This is a genomic window from Pseudomonas sp. HT11, from assembly GCF_044875395.1.
Lineage (GTDB): Bacteria > Pseudomonadota > Gammaproteobacteria > Pseudomonadales > Pseudomonadaceae > Aquipseudomonas.
The window spans coordinates 1222991-1237539 of the sequence record NZ_CP173217.1; the positions used below are offsets into that span (position 1 = coordinate 1222991).

A 14549-nucleotide genomic window follows, 5' to 3' on the forward strand; every position below is an offset into this window, starting at 1 on the left:
GCAGCTTAGATGGGGCGGGGCAGCGGTGGTTTCAATGGCGGGGCGCAGTTAGCAACAAATTGCATAATATTTTCGAAACACCGCTTTCCCCCTGTGGGAGCTGGCTTGCCTGCGATAGCGGTGGCTCAGCTGCGTGATGTATCAACTGACACATCGCTATCGCAGGCAAGCCAGCATTGTGTACCGAGCGCCGTCAGCTGATTTTGTGAAGATAAGCCGGCAATGGCTGTTCCGGCAGCACCGACAACACCTTCAAGCGTTGCAGCATCCGCTGGCGTGCCCGCTGCAAATGCTCACGCAAATTCAGCGCCGCCGCGTCATATGCACCGTGCAGCAGCAGCTCCAGAATCAATCGGTGTTCGGCGAGCATGGCGGGATCGGCGCCGATCCCCAGTAAACGGTAGAAAATCCGGCTGATGATCATCGGGCTCTGGCCCTGGCGAATCAGCGCGGCGATCTTGCGGTTTTGCAGGCCGGCGAGGCAGCGCTGGTGCAAGTCTTCTTCGATCTGCTCAATGGCTTGCAGGCTGCACTGTGGGCTTTCTTGAGCCGCCAGCACGCGCTGCAACATGGCTTCGAGCATGTCGCGGTCGAGGTTCGGCGCGCTCTGGCGCAGGGCTTCGGGTTCCAGGCAGGCCCGCAGTTCGTAGTCTTCGGTCACCTCGCGCGCGGTCAGCGGCCCGGCCAGCCATTGGGAGTAGGGCTCTTTTTCCACCAGGCCACGGTCGCGCAAGCGCATCAGTGCTTCACGCACCACGGCGCGGCTGACGCCGTAATGGTCGGCGGCGGCTTGCTCATCCAGGCGGTAATGGCCGAAGGCAATGCAGGTGGACAACGCCGCGCCGATTTCCTCGACGATCCGTTCGCCGAGCGGCCGGGTGTCTACCAACTCGTCATCGCCGTTGAGGCCCAGGTGCGCAGGGCTCAAGGGCAGGCGCAGCGGCTCCATGGCCAGGCCTTCGGGGTTGATCAGGTACCCGCGGCCATTGAAGCGGCAGATCAGGCCTTCGTCGTGCAGCAGGTCCAGCGCCTTGCGCACCGGCACGCGGCTGGTGCCGAACAACTCGGCCAGCGGCGCTTCCAGCAAGACCAGCCCATGGCGGGCGGTGCCGTTGACGATCGCATCACGCAACAGCGTGTGAATCATCGCGTAACGGGAGGCCGAGGCGGACACTGCTTTCATCTGCTTCTCTAGGTAAAGAGTTGAAGGGCTTGTAGGAAAGTGGTCGGGGATTCTCTCATAGTTACCCTGTCACTCTGCGCCACGCTGCTGGCACTTTTTTGGGGCCTTGGCCGTCACCCTGTTACTTTTCTGCACCAAAATGTACTTATTAATAAAAGATACATTATTTCATTCAAGGCCCGTGCCCACGCCTTTGCCAATCTTTTTGTTTCCTACAAAAGCATCTAGCCCGTAGCTCAAGGGCAGAAACGCGCTCGTGCAAAAATGGCGGCACCAAAGACTGGCACGAAAGCTGCCTTTGTAAAATGTACATTTTATTAATATATACGTTTTATGAGGTGCATCTTGATGTCAGACGCCACATCAATGGCCGAAGCGTTCGCCAGCGGTCGCAGCGACCCGGTGCAAGTCCTCGAACAGGCGCTGCTGCACGCGAGCATGGCGCCCACCGTGTTTATTTCCCTGACGGCCGAGCGCGCCCGTCGCGAAGCCGAAGCCGCCGCAGCCCGTTGGCGTGCCGGGCAACCGTTGAGCGTGTTCGATGGTGTGCCGCTGGCCTGGAAGGACCTGTTTGATGTCGCCGGCAGCATCACGACCGCCGGCGCCGCATTCCGTCGCGAGGCGCCAGCGGCGTTGCTCGATGCGCCGAGCGTGGGCCTGTTGTGTCGCGCCGGGATGGTCAGTCTCGGCAAGACCAACCTCAGCGAACTGGCCTATTCCGGCTTGGGCCTGAACCCGCATTTCGGCACGCCGTATAACCCGAACGGCAGCGATCAACCGCGTATTCCCGGTGGCTCGTCATCCGGCTCGGCCGTCGCCGTGGCCGGCGGCATTGTGCCAATCGCCATGGGCACCGACACCGCCGGCTCCATCCGCATTCCGGCCGCGCTCAATGGCGTGGTGGGCTACCGCAGCAGCAGTCGACGCTACAGCCGCGACGGGGTATTCCCGCTGGCGCACACCCTCGACAGCCTCGGCCCGCTGACCCGCAGCGTGCGCGATGCCCTGGTGATCGACGACCTGCTCAATGGCCGCACGCAAACCCATGTTGCCCGCAGCCTCAAGGGGCAACGCTTTGTGCTCGAGCAAGGCGCGCTGGAAGACATCGAACCGGCCGTACGCAATAACCTGCTGCGCGCCATGGACCTCATCAAGGCCGCAGGCGCGCTGATCGAGGTGCGCCCGTCAGCCACCTTCCAGGCCACGCTCAACCTGATCAAGCAGGACGGCTGGCTCGGCTCATTCGAAGCCTTCGCGCTGCACGAGGCCTTGCTCGACAGCCGCGACGCCGACCTGCTCGACCCGCGCGTACGCCGCCGCCTGGAAGCTGCACGTTCGTTGCCCGCCAGTCAGTTGCTGCACCTGATCGACGAACGCCGTCGCCTGCAGTGCCAACTGGTCGACGAGCTCGACGGCGCCGTGCTGATTACCCCGACCGTTGCCCATGTCGCCCCCCCGTTGGCCCCGTTGGAGGCCGACGACGAGCTGTTCGTGAAAACCAACCTCGCCACCTTGCGCCTGACCATGCCCGGCAGTCTGCTCGACATGCCAGGCGTCAGCCTGCCCAGCGGCCGCGACGCCCTGGGCCTGCCCACCGGGCTGCTGCTCAGCGCCCCGTCGGGAGAAGACGCACGCCTGTTGCGCGTGGCGTTGTCCGTCGAATCCGTAATGACTATTTAAGGAGACACATCATGGCTAAAGACATTCTCTGTGCATTTGGCGTCGACGTTGACGCCGTCGCCGGCTGGCTCGGTTCCTACGGCGGTGAAGACTCGCCGGACGACATCTCGCGCGGCCTGTTCGCCGGTGAAATCGGCGCGCCGCGCTTGCTCAAATTGTTCGAACGCTATGGCCTGCGCACCACCTGGTTTATTCCCGGCCACTCGATGGAAACCTTCCCCGAGCAGATGAAGGCGGTGGCCGACGCCGGTCACGAAATCGGCGTGCACGGCTACAGCCATGAAAACCCGATTGCGATGACGGCCGAACAGGAAGAAATCGTCCTGGATAAATCCATCGAGCTGATCACCCAGGTCACCGGCAAACGCCCGACCGGCTACGTCGCGCCGTGGTGGGAATTCAGCAAGGTCACCAACGAGCTGCTGCTGAAAAAAGGCATCAAGTATGACCACAGCCTGATGCACAACGACTTCCACCCCTACTACGTACGCAAGGGCGACAGCTGGACCAAGATCGACTACAGCCAGCACCCCGACATCTGGATGAAACCGCTGGTGCGCGGCGAAGAAACCGACCTGGTGGAGATCCCGGCCAACTGGTACCTCGACGACCTGCCGCCAATGATGTTCATCAAAAAAGCCCCCAACAGCCACGGCTTCGTCAACCCGCGCCACCTGGAAGAAATGTGGCGCGACCAGTTCGACTGGGTTTACCGCGAACACGAACACGCGGTGTTCACCATGACCATTCACCCCGACGTGTCCGGTCGCCCGCAAGTGCTGCTGATGCTTGAGCGCCTGATCGAACACATCCAGAGCCATGCCGGTGTGCGCTTCGTCACTTTCGACGAAATCGCCGATGACTTTATTCGCCGCCAACCGCGTTCCTGACCCTTAGCCCACACCCCCGAGGCGCGATTTATGTCCATCTACAACAAGCTTGACCTGACTGGCTGGAAACCCCGGCAACTGACGTCCCAGGAAGTGCGCTTCGCCACCTGGATCGCGTTTTTCGCCTGGGTGTTTGCGGTGTATGACTTCATCCTCTTCGGCACCTTGCTGCCAGAGATCGGCCGGCACTTTGGCTGGGGAGAAGTGGAGCAAGCTGAAATCGCGACCTGGGTGGCGGTGGGCACGGCAGTGGTTGCCTTTGCCATTGGCCCGGTCGTGGATAAGTTGGGGCGGCGCAAAGGCATTATTTTTACCGTGGCCGGCTCCGCGCTGTGCTCGGCACTCACCGCGATTGGCGGGGCGTGGGGCAAGTCGCCGCTGATTCTGATCCGCTCGTTGGGTGGCCTGGGCTATGCCGAGGAAACCGTCAACGCCACGTATCTGAGCGAGCTGTATGGCGCCTCTGAAGACCCGCGCCTGACCAAGCGGCGCGGGTTTATCTACAGCCTGGTGCAGGGCGGCTGGCCGGTCGGTGCGCTGATCGCCGCCGGGTTGACCGCGCTGCTGTTGCCGATCATCGGCTGGCAGGGTTGCTTCATCTTTGCCGCGATCCCGGCCATCGTGATTGCGATCATGGCGCGCAAGCTCAAGGAGAGCCCGCAGTTCCAGATTCACCAGCGCATCAGCGAACTGCGTAAAAGTGGCGCGGTGAAAGAGGCGCAGAACGTCGCCGTGACCTACGGCGTGGACTATGACGAACACAGCAAGGCCGGCCTCAAAGCCGCCTTCCGTGGCCCGGCCCGCCGCGCCACGCTGGTGATCGGCGCCGCGCTGTTGCTCAACTGGGCGGCCATCCAGGTGTTCAGCGTGCTGGGGACTTCGGTGATCGTCAGCGTGCACCATATCTCGTTCGAGAATTCGCTGATCATCCTCGTGCTGTCGAACCTGGTGGGGTACTGCGGTTACCTGACTCATGGCTGGATGGGCGACAAAATCGGCCGTCGCAATGTCATCGGTCTGGGCTGGATGCTCGGCGGCCTGGCGTTTGCCGGGATGCTGTTTGGGCCAAGCAATATGGCGATGGTGGTGGGGCTCTACAGCCTGGGCCTGTTCTTCCTGATCGGGCCGTACTCGGCGGCGCTGTTTTTTATCAGCGAGAGTTTCCCCACCAGCATCCGCGCCACCGGTGGCGCGATCATTCATGCCATGGGTCCGATTGGGGCGGTGGTGGCCGGTTTTGGCGCCACCCAAGTGTTGTCCGCCGGCAGCGACTGGCAGACCGCCGCGCTGTGGTTCGGCGCGCTGCCATGCTTTTTGTCCGGTGCGCTGATGTTTGGCGCTCGCCATGTGCGCCCGGAAACCGTTCAGTGAGGAGTGTGAGATGAGCCGTAAAGTTGCCCTGATTACCGGTGCCGCCAGCGGCATCGGCCAAGCCCTGGCCGTGGCCTATGCGCGCAATGGCGTGGCGGTGGTGGGCGGGTATTACCCGGCCGATCCGCACGACCCGCACACCACCGTGGCGCTGGTGGAAGAAGCCGGTGGTGAGTGCCTGATGCTACCGCTGGACGTGGGCGACACCGCCTCGGTGGACGCGCTGGCCGCGCAAGCCGTGCAGCATTTCGGACGCCTGGATTACGCAGTGGCCAATGCCGGTTTGCTGCGTCGCGCACCGTTGTTGGACATGACCGATGCGTTGTGGAACGAGATGCTCAATGTCGACCTGACGGGGGTGATGCGCACCTTCCGCGCGGCCACCCGGCATATGGGCGAGGGCGGCGCGCTGGTAGCGATTTCGTCGATTGCCGGCGGCGTGTATGGCTGGCAGGAGCACAGCCATTACGCGGCGGCCAAGGCCGGCGTGCCGGGGTTGTGCCGGTCGCTGGCGGTGGAGTTGGCGCCCTTGGGCATCCGTTGCAATGCGGTGATTCCGGGCTTGATCGAGACGCCGCAGTCGCTGGATGCGAAGAATTCGCTGGGGCCTGAAGGGTTGGCGAAGGCGGCGCGGGCGATTCCACTGGGCCGCGTAGGGCGGGCGGATGAGGTGGCCTCGTTGGTGCAGTTTTTGACCAGTGAGGCATCCAGTTATCTGACCGGGCAGAGCATCGTCATCGACGGCGGCTTGACCGTGCGCTGGCCTGACTGACCGCACGCGGTCTAAAAAATGTGGGAGCTGGCTTGCCTGCGATAGCGGAGTTTCAGCCCCACATGTACTGACTGATCCACCGCTATCGCAGGCAAGCCAGCTCCCACAGGGATCGTGTTTGTTTAAGGAGATTTTGTATGCCTCAACTGAATAACCGCCGCGCCGTCATCACCGGCGCCGGCAGCGGCATCGGTGCCGCCATTGCCCGCGCCTACGCCGCCGAGGGCGCGCGGCTGCTGCTGGCTGACCGCAATGCTGCCAGCCTTGCCGAAACCGCCATCACCTGCCGCAACCTCGGCGCCGAAGTGTTTGAATGCCTGGCTGACGTCGGCACTGTCGAAGGCGCCCAGGCCAGTGTCGACCGCTGCGTCGAGCACTTCGGCGGCATCGACATTCTGGTCAACAATGCCGGCATGCTCACCCAGGCGCGCTGCGTCGACCTCTCCATCGACATGTGGAACGACATGTTGCGCGTCGACCTCACCAGCGTGTTTGTCGCCAGCCAGCGCGCTTTGCCGCACATGCTGGCGCAACGTTGGGGGCGCATCATCAATGTGGCCTCGCAATTGGGCATCAAGGGCGGCGCCGAGCTGACCCATTACGCCGCCGCCAAGGCTGGCGTGATCGGTTTCACCAAATCCCTGGCGCTGGAAGTGGCCAAGGACAATGTGCTGGTCAACGCTATCGCGCCGGGCCCTATCGAAACGCCGCTGGTGGGCGGCATCAGCGACGACTGGAAGCGCGCCAAGGCCGCCGAATTGCCCCTGGGCCGTTTCGGCCTGGCCGATGAAGTCGCGCCCACCGCCGTGCTGCTGGCCAGTGAGCCGGGTGGCAACCTGTTTGTCGGCCAGACCCTGGGCCCGAACTCCGGCGATGTCATGCCATGAGTGAGGTGTAACCATGTGCGGACTCTGCGGATTACTCGGCGAAGACCTGCACTGGAGCGATCCCTTGGGCGATGAGCTGCCCCGGCGCCGCGAACGCCTGCGCCGGATCGCCGCGATCAACCAGGTGCTGGCGGTGTTCCGGCTCAAGGTCGAAGACTTCCAGGGCGCGTCTTACCTGTTGTTGGGCGCCACCGGCAAACAGGCCCTGGCCAGTGGCCTGGATCAACTCTGGCAAGCGGCTGAAAACATGCTCGGTCGCCCGCTGGATCCGCTGGACCCCCGCTTGCTTGATCACCTGGAGTCATCATGAGCATTGCCCTCAACGTCATTACCGGTTTCCTCGGCAGCGGCAAAACCACCTTGCTCAAGCGCCTGCTGCAAGGTGAAAGCCTGGGTGACACGGCGTTGCTGATCAATGAGTTCGGCGATGTCGGCATCGATCATCTGCTGGTGGAAGAAGTTGCGCCGGACACCGTGCTGCTGCCCAGCGGTTGCGTGTGCTGTTCGATTCGCGGCGAGCTCAAGGAGGCGTTGCTCGCCCTGTTGCAACGGCGCGAGCGCGGTGAAGTTCCGGCGTTCAAACGGGTGATCCTGGAGACCACCGGGTTGGCCGATCCGGCGCCGATCCTGGCCACGCTGAACAACGATGTGCAACTGCGCGGGCGTTTTCATATCGGCCTGGTGATCACGCTGGTCGATGCCAGTCACGCCACGTTGCAAGAGCGCCTGCACCCGGAATGGCTGGCCCAGGTTGCGGCGGCCGACCGCTTGCTGCTGAGCAAGACCGACTTGGTCGGCGACTGTGAAGCGCTGCGCGCGCACTTGCGGGCACTCAATGCGGGGACGCCGATTCTCGATACCCATGAGGTTCACAGCGGCGATCAGTTGCTGCTTGGCGAAGGCGTGCGCAGCGCCGAACCGGCCGTTGAAGTCAGCCGCTGGCAACTGCATCAGACCACCACCGCCACCCACGGCGCCGCGCAAGTATGCTGCCTGAGCTTCGACCAACCGCTGGACTGGGTCGGCTTCGGGGTCTGGTTGTCGATGCTGTTAAGATGCCACGGCGAACGAATCCTTCGCGTCAAAGGACTGCTCAACGTGAACGCAAGCTCGGCCCCCATCGTCATTCATGGCGTGCAGCACTGCCTGCATGCCCCGGTGCATTTGCCCGCGTGGCCCGGCACCGACCGCCAGTCGCGCCTGGTGTTTATCCTGCGCGGCCTCGATCCGGCGCTGTTGCGGCGCTCCTTCGAGGTGTTCTCACGGCGCTTCGCAGCATGATCACATTACGTGTGCTCGGTACGTCCGTGACCCTGCTGGAATGCTTGCGCGTTCGCGCCGAAAAAGAGTTGGGTATTCGCCTGGTCTATCAGGTGCACGACGTGGCGCAGGCCCAGCGCATCGCCGTGATGCAGCCCGACAGCTACGACCTCTACGACCAATGGTTTCACAACGTTGATTTCGTCTGGCCGGCGCGGGCGATCCAGCCCATCGACACGCGGCGCATCGCCTTGTGGCACGAGATCAATGACTTGCCCAAGCGTGGTCGCTTATCGGCCAACGACCGGTTGGGCGGCGGCAGCGTACCCAGCGAGCGCCTGTTCGTGCAGCACGACGGCAGCCTTGGCAGCAGCGTCACCGAGCGCATCAGCATGCTGCCGTTGACCCATAACGCCGACAGTTTTGCCTACCGCCCGGAGCGTTTGCCCGAAGGCTTCAGCCACGGCAATGAAAGCTGGGGCTGGCTGCTCGACCCGGCCTGGAGCGCGCGCACTGCGCTGCAAAGCGATGCCGCGATTGGCGCGCTGGATGCCGCGTTGGCGGTGCAGGGTGCGGGGCTGGCGCAGTTCAAAGACATTGGCAATATGAGCATCGAAGAGATCGATGTACTGGCTGACATTCTGGTGCGCAAGCAGAAGGAGGGGCACTTTGCGGCGTTCTGGTCGGATGATGAAGAGGCCGCGCAATTGATGCTGAGCCCCAGCATCGATATCCAGAGTCTGTGGTCGCCGACCCTGATGCGCTTGCACCGGGCAGGCGTGAAGTATCGGCTGGCGGTGCCCCGTGAAGGGTACCGCGGATGGTTTGGTGGGTTGTCGCTGTCGCGCCATGCCCAGGGGCCGGTGCTGGATGCGGCTTATGCTTATCTGAATTGGTGGTTATCCGGCTGGCCGGGGGCGGTGATGGCGCGTCAGGGCTATTACATCGGTAACCCGGCGCGTACCCGCGATCATTTGAGCAGCGCCGAGTGGGATTACTGGTATGCCGGCAAGCCCGCCCGTGAAGAGTTGCTCGGCAGTGATGGCTTGCCGTTGATCGACGTCGGCGAGGTGCGCGATGGTGGCTCCTATGAGCAGCGCATGGGCCACATTGCGGTGTGGAACTCGGTGATGGATGAGCACAATTACCTGGTGCGGCGGTGGGGGGATTTCATGCGCGCGCGCGTGTGATTGCGTACGTCCCCGTCACCCAGCTTGGGGCTATGCCCCACCAACCCTCCGAGCCAAGCGTTTGCCGCCAATAAACTGACAGACACATCCCCGTCCCTATTGGGTGTACATATCCCAGCCCCCAGCTAATCTGGTTGAACCAACCATTCGTTAAAGACGAATGTTTTTTTGACGCCAGGTCAGCAGCCGCCAGGAATGCGTATGACAAAGGGACGGATCGGCACAGAGAGGCGCGTGCTGCCAGAGGCCACGGCAATGAAGTGGCGCCACACATTTCAGACCCGCATTGCCGGGGTGTTGGCGCTATTGCTGCTGGTGGTTGTGGCTGCGACCTACTTCGCCGTCAAGGCCGCCACCACCCGCGCCGTGGAGAAACAGGCCCAGGTTCAGCTCAGCACCGGCAGCCAAGTGTTCGAACGTTTGCTCGACCTGCGCGGGCGTCGTCTGCAATACGGGTTGGATTGGCTCACCGCCGACGGCCCCTTCAAACAGGCGGTGGCCGAGGGCAACCCCGAAACGGTAATGGCCGCGCTGCGACGGCATGGCACCGGCCTGCATTCCAGTGAAGTGTTCGTGCTGGGCCTGGATGGCAAGGTGATGGTCAGTACCTTGCCGGTGCTGACACACGGCCAGCCCTTCCCGTACGACGAGGCCTTGCGGCATGCGCGACGCAGCGGCTTGCAGATGCTTATCGTCGCGATGGACAGCCAGCCCTATCTGCTTGTGCAGGATGTCGTCCTCGACCCGCAGCCCATCGCCCGCGTGGTGATGGGCTTCCCCATGGACAAGCAGTTCGCCAACGAACTGCGCTCCATGAGCAACCTTGAAGTGTCGTTCCTCAGCGTGCAGAACGGCCAGGTCGGCGAGTTGTTCAGCACCCAGCCTGAAGCCTATCGGGCCACCATCATCGATACGCTGCACCAGGCGCAACTCAACCCTGATGCGCAGATCAACCTGTTCTACGGGCAACGCGTGCTCAGCCAGGTGCTGCCGCTGGCCAACACCGGCGAGGGTAATGAGGTGCGCGTGTTGCTGCAAAGCCCGCTGGACCATGCGCTTGAGTCTTTTGCGCCGCTGGACCGGCAGTTCCTCGGGATCGCCCTGGCGGTGTTGTTGGTGTCGCTGGCCGCCGCGTTGTTGCTGGCGCGCCGCGTGTCACGCCCGCTCAACGCCCTGGTGGAGGCGGCCGAGCGGATTGGTGCCGGTGATTATCGAACCCCGGTGCGGGTGCGCAGCCACGATGAATTCGGCTTGCTGGCCCGGGCCTTTAATGCAATGCAAAGCGGCATCGCCGTGCGCGAGCGGCAGCTGGCCCATAACGCGTTGCATGATCCGCTCACCGGCTTGCCCAATCGCGCGTTGGCCATGGAACGCCTGGGCAGTGCGATCAGTGCGCAGCGCCCGGTGGTGTTGCTGTACCTAGGGATCGAAAACTACCGGGTGATCAACGAAGGCTTCGGGCCACAGGGCGTCGAAGAAATGTTGCGTGAAGCCAGCCGGTGCCTGTCCATGTGCCTGTTGGCCAGTGACACCGCTGCGCGTATCGCCGGCAGCGAGTTTTTGCTGTTGCTGGAAAACACCGAGATCGACCGCGCGGTAGCCCGCGCCGACCGCCTGTATGGGCTGCTCACCGAGCCCCAGCGCATCGGCAACGACGAAGTGCGGCATGAAGTCAGCATCGGCATTGCCGCCTACCCGGCCGACGGCCAGCAGGTCGAAGAACTGATCAGCCGCGCCGCCATCGCCCGGCATGATGCGGCGAGCCTGCCTGGGCACCTGCAGATCTATCAGCAAGACCGTGACCTGGCGCACCAGCGCCAGATCACGTTGATCCGCGACCTGCGCCGCGCGGTCGTCGAAGGCGAATTTTTCCTGTGCTACCAGCCCAAACTCGACCTCATGCATGGTCACGTACGCCAGGCGGAAGCCTTGCTGCGCTGGCAGCATCCGACGCTGGGCCAGGTGTCGCCCGCCGAATTCATTCCCTTGGCCGAACGCACCGGCAGCATGCGCAGCATGACGTTGTGGGTGATCGAGGAGGCGATCCGGCAGATCGCCGAGTGGGCAGGGCGCGGTTTGCACATTCAACTGTCGGTCAACATTTCGGTGGACGACCTGGCCGATGACGACCTGGCCATTCGCGTCACCGCCTTGCTGATGCAATACGCTGTCGCGGCGCAGCAACTGACCTTCGAGATCACCGAGAGCGCGATCATGCACAACCCGCAACAGGCGCTCAGCGTGCTGGAGCAATTGCGCGGCTGTGGCATCAGCCTGTCGGTGGACGACTTCGGCACCGGCTATTCATCCCTGGCGCAGTTGCAGCGTTTGCCGGTACAGGAATTGAAGATCGACCAGTCGTTCATCCGCAACCTCGACAGCGCCAGCGGAGACGGCGTGATTGTGCGTTCGACCATCGAAATGAGCCACAACCTGGGGCTCAAGGTGGTGGCTGAGGGTGTGGAGTTCGAGCCCAGCCTGAAGTTGCTCAGGCAATGGAAGTGCGACACGGCGCAGGGTCACCTGATCAGCCGGCCGTTGAACGCCATGGCGTTTGAGATGTGGATGCACCGCGCGCGGGTAGCCCTGTAAATCCACTCGCCTGAACACCGCTAAACCCTGTGGGAGCGGGCTTGCCCGCGATGGCCGTGTGCCCGTCAAAGAATCTGTTTCTGTTGCACCGCCCTCGCAGGCAAGCCAGCTCCCACATTGAGTAAATGTTGGGCACAAAAAAGGCGGCTACCCATCAGGTAGCCGCCTTTGTTTTACCGCCGGTTAACACTTAGTCCGGCAGTTTGAACGCCATCACATAGTCACCCTGCTTGGTGCCCAGCGAACCGTGACCGCCAGCCATGACCAGCACGTACTGCTTGCCGTCCTTGCCGGTGTAGGTCATCGGTGTGGTTTGCGCGCCTGCTGGCAGGCGGCCTTCCCACAGCTGCTTGCCGTTTTTCACGTCATAGGCACGCAGGTACTGGTCGAGGGTGCCGCTGAGGAAGGACACGCCACCGGCGGTGGTGAATGTCCCGCCCAGGCTAGGCACGCCCATGGTCAGCGGGACCGGAACCGGCGAGCTGTCGCGCACGGTGCCGTTCTTGTGCATCCAGATGGTCTGGTGGTTGGTCAGGTCGACCGCCGCCACATAACCCCACGCCGGCGCCTGGCACGGCAGGCCCAGAGGCGACAGCAGCGCTTCGAGGATCACGCCGTACGGCGCGCCTTTGTTCGGCTGTACGCCTTCGGTTTCGCTGACGCGCGGACCTTGCTTGGCAATGTCGGCCGCCGGGATCAGTTTCGATTTGAACGCCATGTAGCTCGGGTTCACGAAGGCAATCTGGCGAACCGGGTCGACGGAAATGCCGCCCCAGTCGAACACGCCGAAGTTACCTGGGTAAACGATCGAACCTTGCAGCGATGGCGGGGTGAACGGGCCGTCGTAGCGCATGGATTTGAAATCGATCCGGCACAGCATCTGGTCAAACGGTGTCACGCCCCACATGTCGCGTTCTTTCAACGGCGGCGGCATGAAGTTCAGGTCGGATTTGGGTTGGGTAGGGGAGGTGTGATCACCGGCCACTGCGCCTTGCGGTACAGGGATTTCGTTGATCGGCACCACAGGCTGACCGTTGGTGCGGTCCAGCACGTAGATGCTGCCTTGCTTGGTCGAAGCCATCACCGCTTGCTTGACGCCCTGTGCGGTCTTGATGTCGATCAGGCTAGGCTGGCCGCCCACGTCCATGTCCCACAGGTCGTGGTGAGTGAACTGGAAGGTCCACTTCACGTGGCCGCTGTCGATGTCCAGAGCAGTCAGGCCGGCGCTGTATTTTTCCGAATCTTCGGTACGGTCGCCCCCGTATTGGTCAGGCATCTGGTTGCCCATCGGCAGGTAGAGCATGCCGAGTTTTTCATCGACGCTGAACATGGACCACATGTTCGGCGAGTTGCGGGTGTAGGTCTTGCCCTCGGCCAACGGGGTGGTGTCGTCCGGGTTGCCGCTGTCCCAGTTCCATACCAGCTTGCCGGTGTGCACGTCGAACGCGCGGATCACGCCGCTAGGCTCGTCGGTGGAAACGTTGTCGGTCACGTGACCGCCGATCACGACCAGGTTCTTGGTCACGGCCGGTGGCGAGGTGGAGTAGTAGCCGCCTGGGGCGAAGCTGCCGATATTGGCACGCAGGTCGACCTGGCCTTTGTCACCGAAGTCTTCACACATTTTGCCGGTGTCGGCATCCAGGGCGATCAGACGGGTGTCGGCAGTCGGTACGAAAATGCGTTTCGGGCAGACGGCGCTGACCGGAGCAGCGCTGGCGCTGCCGGTAGGGCTTTGCTCGGAAGCGTATACGGCGTCATCGTGATACGAGACGCCACGGCAGGTCATGTGCGCCCAACCTTTGAAGTTCGCGGCACCTTCGGTGCTGATCTTCGGGTCGAAACGCCAGATTTCCTTGCCGGTGTCCGGGTCCAGGGCAATTACTTGGCTGTGCGGGGTGCACACGTAGAGCATGCCGTTGACTTTCAGCGGGGTGTTTTCCGCGGTGGTTTCACCGGGATCGCCTGGGCCAGGAATGTCGCCGGTGCGGAAGGTCCACGCCGGTACCAGCTTGTGGGCGTTTTCCGGGGTGATCTGCGCCAGTGGCGAGTAACGATCACCGAAGGCCGAACGACCGTAGGAGTTCCAGTCGCCATCGGCCTGGGCCGGTGCAGCGCTGGCGATGCCAGGCACGGCGTCGCGGTCGAGCTGACCGGTCTTGACCATTTCACCCGGGTTGGTGAATTGGCTGGCCAGGGCGGCAGCGCCCGCCAGCACCACGGCCACGCTCAGCGCGCCAGTGCCCAGCGGCGCAGGCTGGCCGCGCAACAACGGACGGCGAAACCACGGCAGCAGCAAGACGATGCCCAAGGCGAACAGCAGGGCCAGGCGCGGCACCAGCTGCCACCAATCCAGGCCGACTTCCCACAGTGCCCACACGGTGCTGGCGAACAGCACCAGTGCGTACAGACCCAGCGCGGCGCGGCGGGTGGCCAGCAGCAAAACGCCGGTGAGGGCGATGCCAATACCGGCCAGCAGGTAGTACAGCGACCCGCCGAGCATGCTCAGCTTGACGCCGCCGGCCAGCAAGGCCAGCCCCATGATCAGCAGCAAGATCCCCAGCAACCTGGGCAGCAGGCGGCTTGGGCTTGAAGCACCATCAGTGCTCATAGTGTGTTTCTCCGTGACGTTGGAATTATGTAACCCCGTGCTTCACTGTAGATGACGATTCGGCGCGGGCTTGGTTCAGCGTTAATTCGGTTTTTCTGGGGATAAGAGGGTTATCC

Annotated in this window: 11 protein-coding genes; 9 read left to right on the plus strand and 2 right to left on the minus strand. The window is 63.0% G+C overall.

Going from position 1 to position 14549, the window contains the following annotated elements:
* Nucleotides 1-193 precede the first annotated feature (193 nt).
* The gene (locus ABWL43_RS05465) at nt 194-1183 is read right to left on the minus strand and encodes a GntR family transcriptional regulator (protein ID WP_145161414.1); all 990 of its coding nucleotides are present in this window, start codon (nt 1181-1183) and stop codon (nt 194-196) included.
* A 348-nt stretch (nt 1184-1531) separates the two neighbouring features.
* On the opposite strand from ABWL43_RS05465, the gene ABWL43_RS05470 reads away from it, so the two are divergent.
* The 9 genes from ABWL43_RS05470 (at nt 1532) to ABWL43_RS05510 (ending at nt 11825) form a co-directional block, all read left to right on the plus strand.
* A complete protein-coding gene (locus ABWL43_RS05470; protein WP_404487057.1) occupies nt 1532-2863 on the plus strand; it encodes an amidase in 1332 nt (443 codons plus the stop codon).
* Between the two features lie 11 nt (nt 2864-2874).
* A complete protein-coding gene (locus ABWL43_RS05475) occupies nt 2875-3753 on the plus strand; it encodes a polysaccharide deacetylase (protein WP_404487059.1) in 879 nt (292 codons plus the stop codon).
* 30 nt (nt 3754-3783) lie between these two features.
* The gene (locus ABWL43_RS05480) at nt 3784-5124 is read left to right on the plus strand and encodes an MFS transporter (protein ID WP_404487061.1); all 1341 of its coding nucleotides are present in this window, start codon (nt 3784-3786) and stop codon (nt 5122-5124) included.
* A 10-nt stretch (nt 5125-5134) separates the two neighbouring features.
* Nucleotides 5135-5896, plus strand: coding sequence for an SDR family NAD(P)-dependent oxidoreductase (locus ABWL43_RS05485; protein ID WP_145161424.1), 762 nt, complete (start codon nt 5135-5137; stop codon nt 5894-5896).
* A 137-nt stretch (nt 5897-6033) separates the two neighbouring features.
* The gene (locus tag ABWL43_RS05490) at nt 6034-6783 is read left to right on the plus strand and encodes an SDR family NAD(P)-dependent oxidoreductase (RefSeq protein WP_242194485.1); all 750 of its coding nucleotides are present in this window, start codon (nt 6034-6036) and stop codon (nt 6781-6783) included.
* A 13-nt stretch (nt 6784-6796) separates the two neighbouring features.
* Nucleotides 6797-7093: a hypothetical protein gene (locus tag ABWL43_RS05495; protein ID WP_145161429.1), complete on the plus strand. Its 297-nt coding sequence runs from the start codon at nt 6797-6799 to the stop codon at nt 7091-7093.
* Entirely contained in the window at nt 7090-8064 is a 975-nt protein-coding gene (locus ABWL43_RS05500) for a CobW family GTP-binding protein (protein ID WP_404487064.1), read from the plus strand. Before ABWL43_RS05495 ends, ABWL43_RS05500 begins: the two co-directional genes overlap by 4 nt.
* A complete protein-coding gene (locus ABWL43_RS05505) occupies nt 8061-9233 on the plus strand; it encodes a PotD/PotF family extracellular solute-binding protein (RefSeq protein ID WP_145161435.1) in 1173 nt (390 codons plus the stop codon). Before ABWL43_RS05500 ends, ABWL43_RS05505 begins: the two co-directional genes overlap by 4 nt.
* A gap of 255 nt (nt 9234-9488) precedes the next feature.
* Entirely contained in the window at nt 9489-11825 is a 2337-nt protein-coding gene (locus ABWL43_RS05510) for a putative bifunctional diguanylate cyclase/phosphodiesterase (RefSeq protein ID WP_404488373.1), read from the plus strand.
* 190 nt (nt 11826-12015) lie between these two features.
* Here ABWL43_RS05510 and ABWL43_RS05515 read toward each other — a convergent pair whose 3' ends face one another.
* Complete coding sequence (locus tag ABWL43_RS05515; RefSeq protein WP_404487066.1) at nt 12016-14433, minus strand: glucose/quinate/shikimate family membrane-bound PQQ-dependent dehydrogenase; 2418 nt, start codon at nt 14431-14433, stop codon at nt 12016-12018.
* Nucleotides 14434-14549 lie beyond the last annotated feature (116 nt).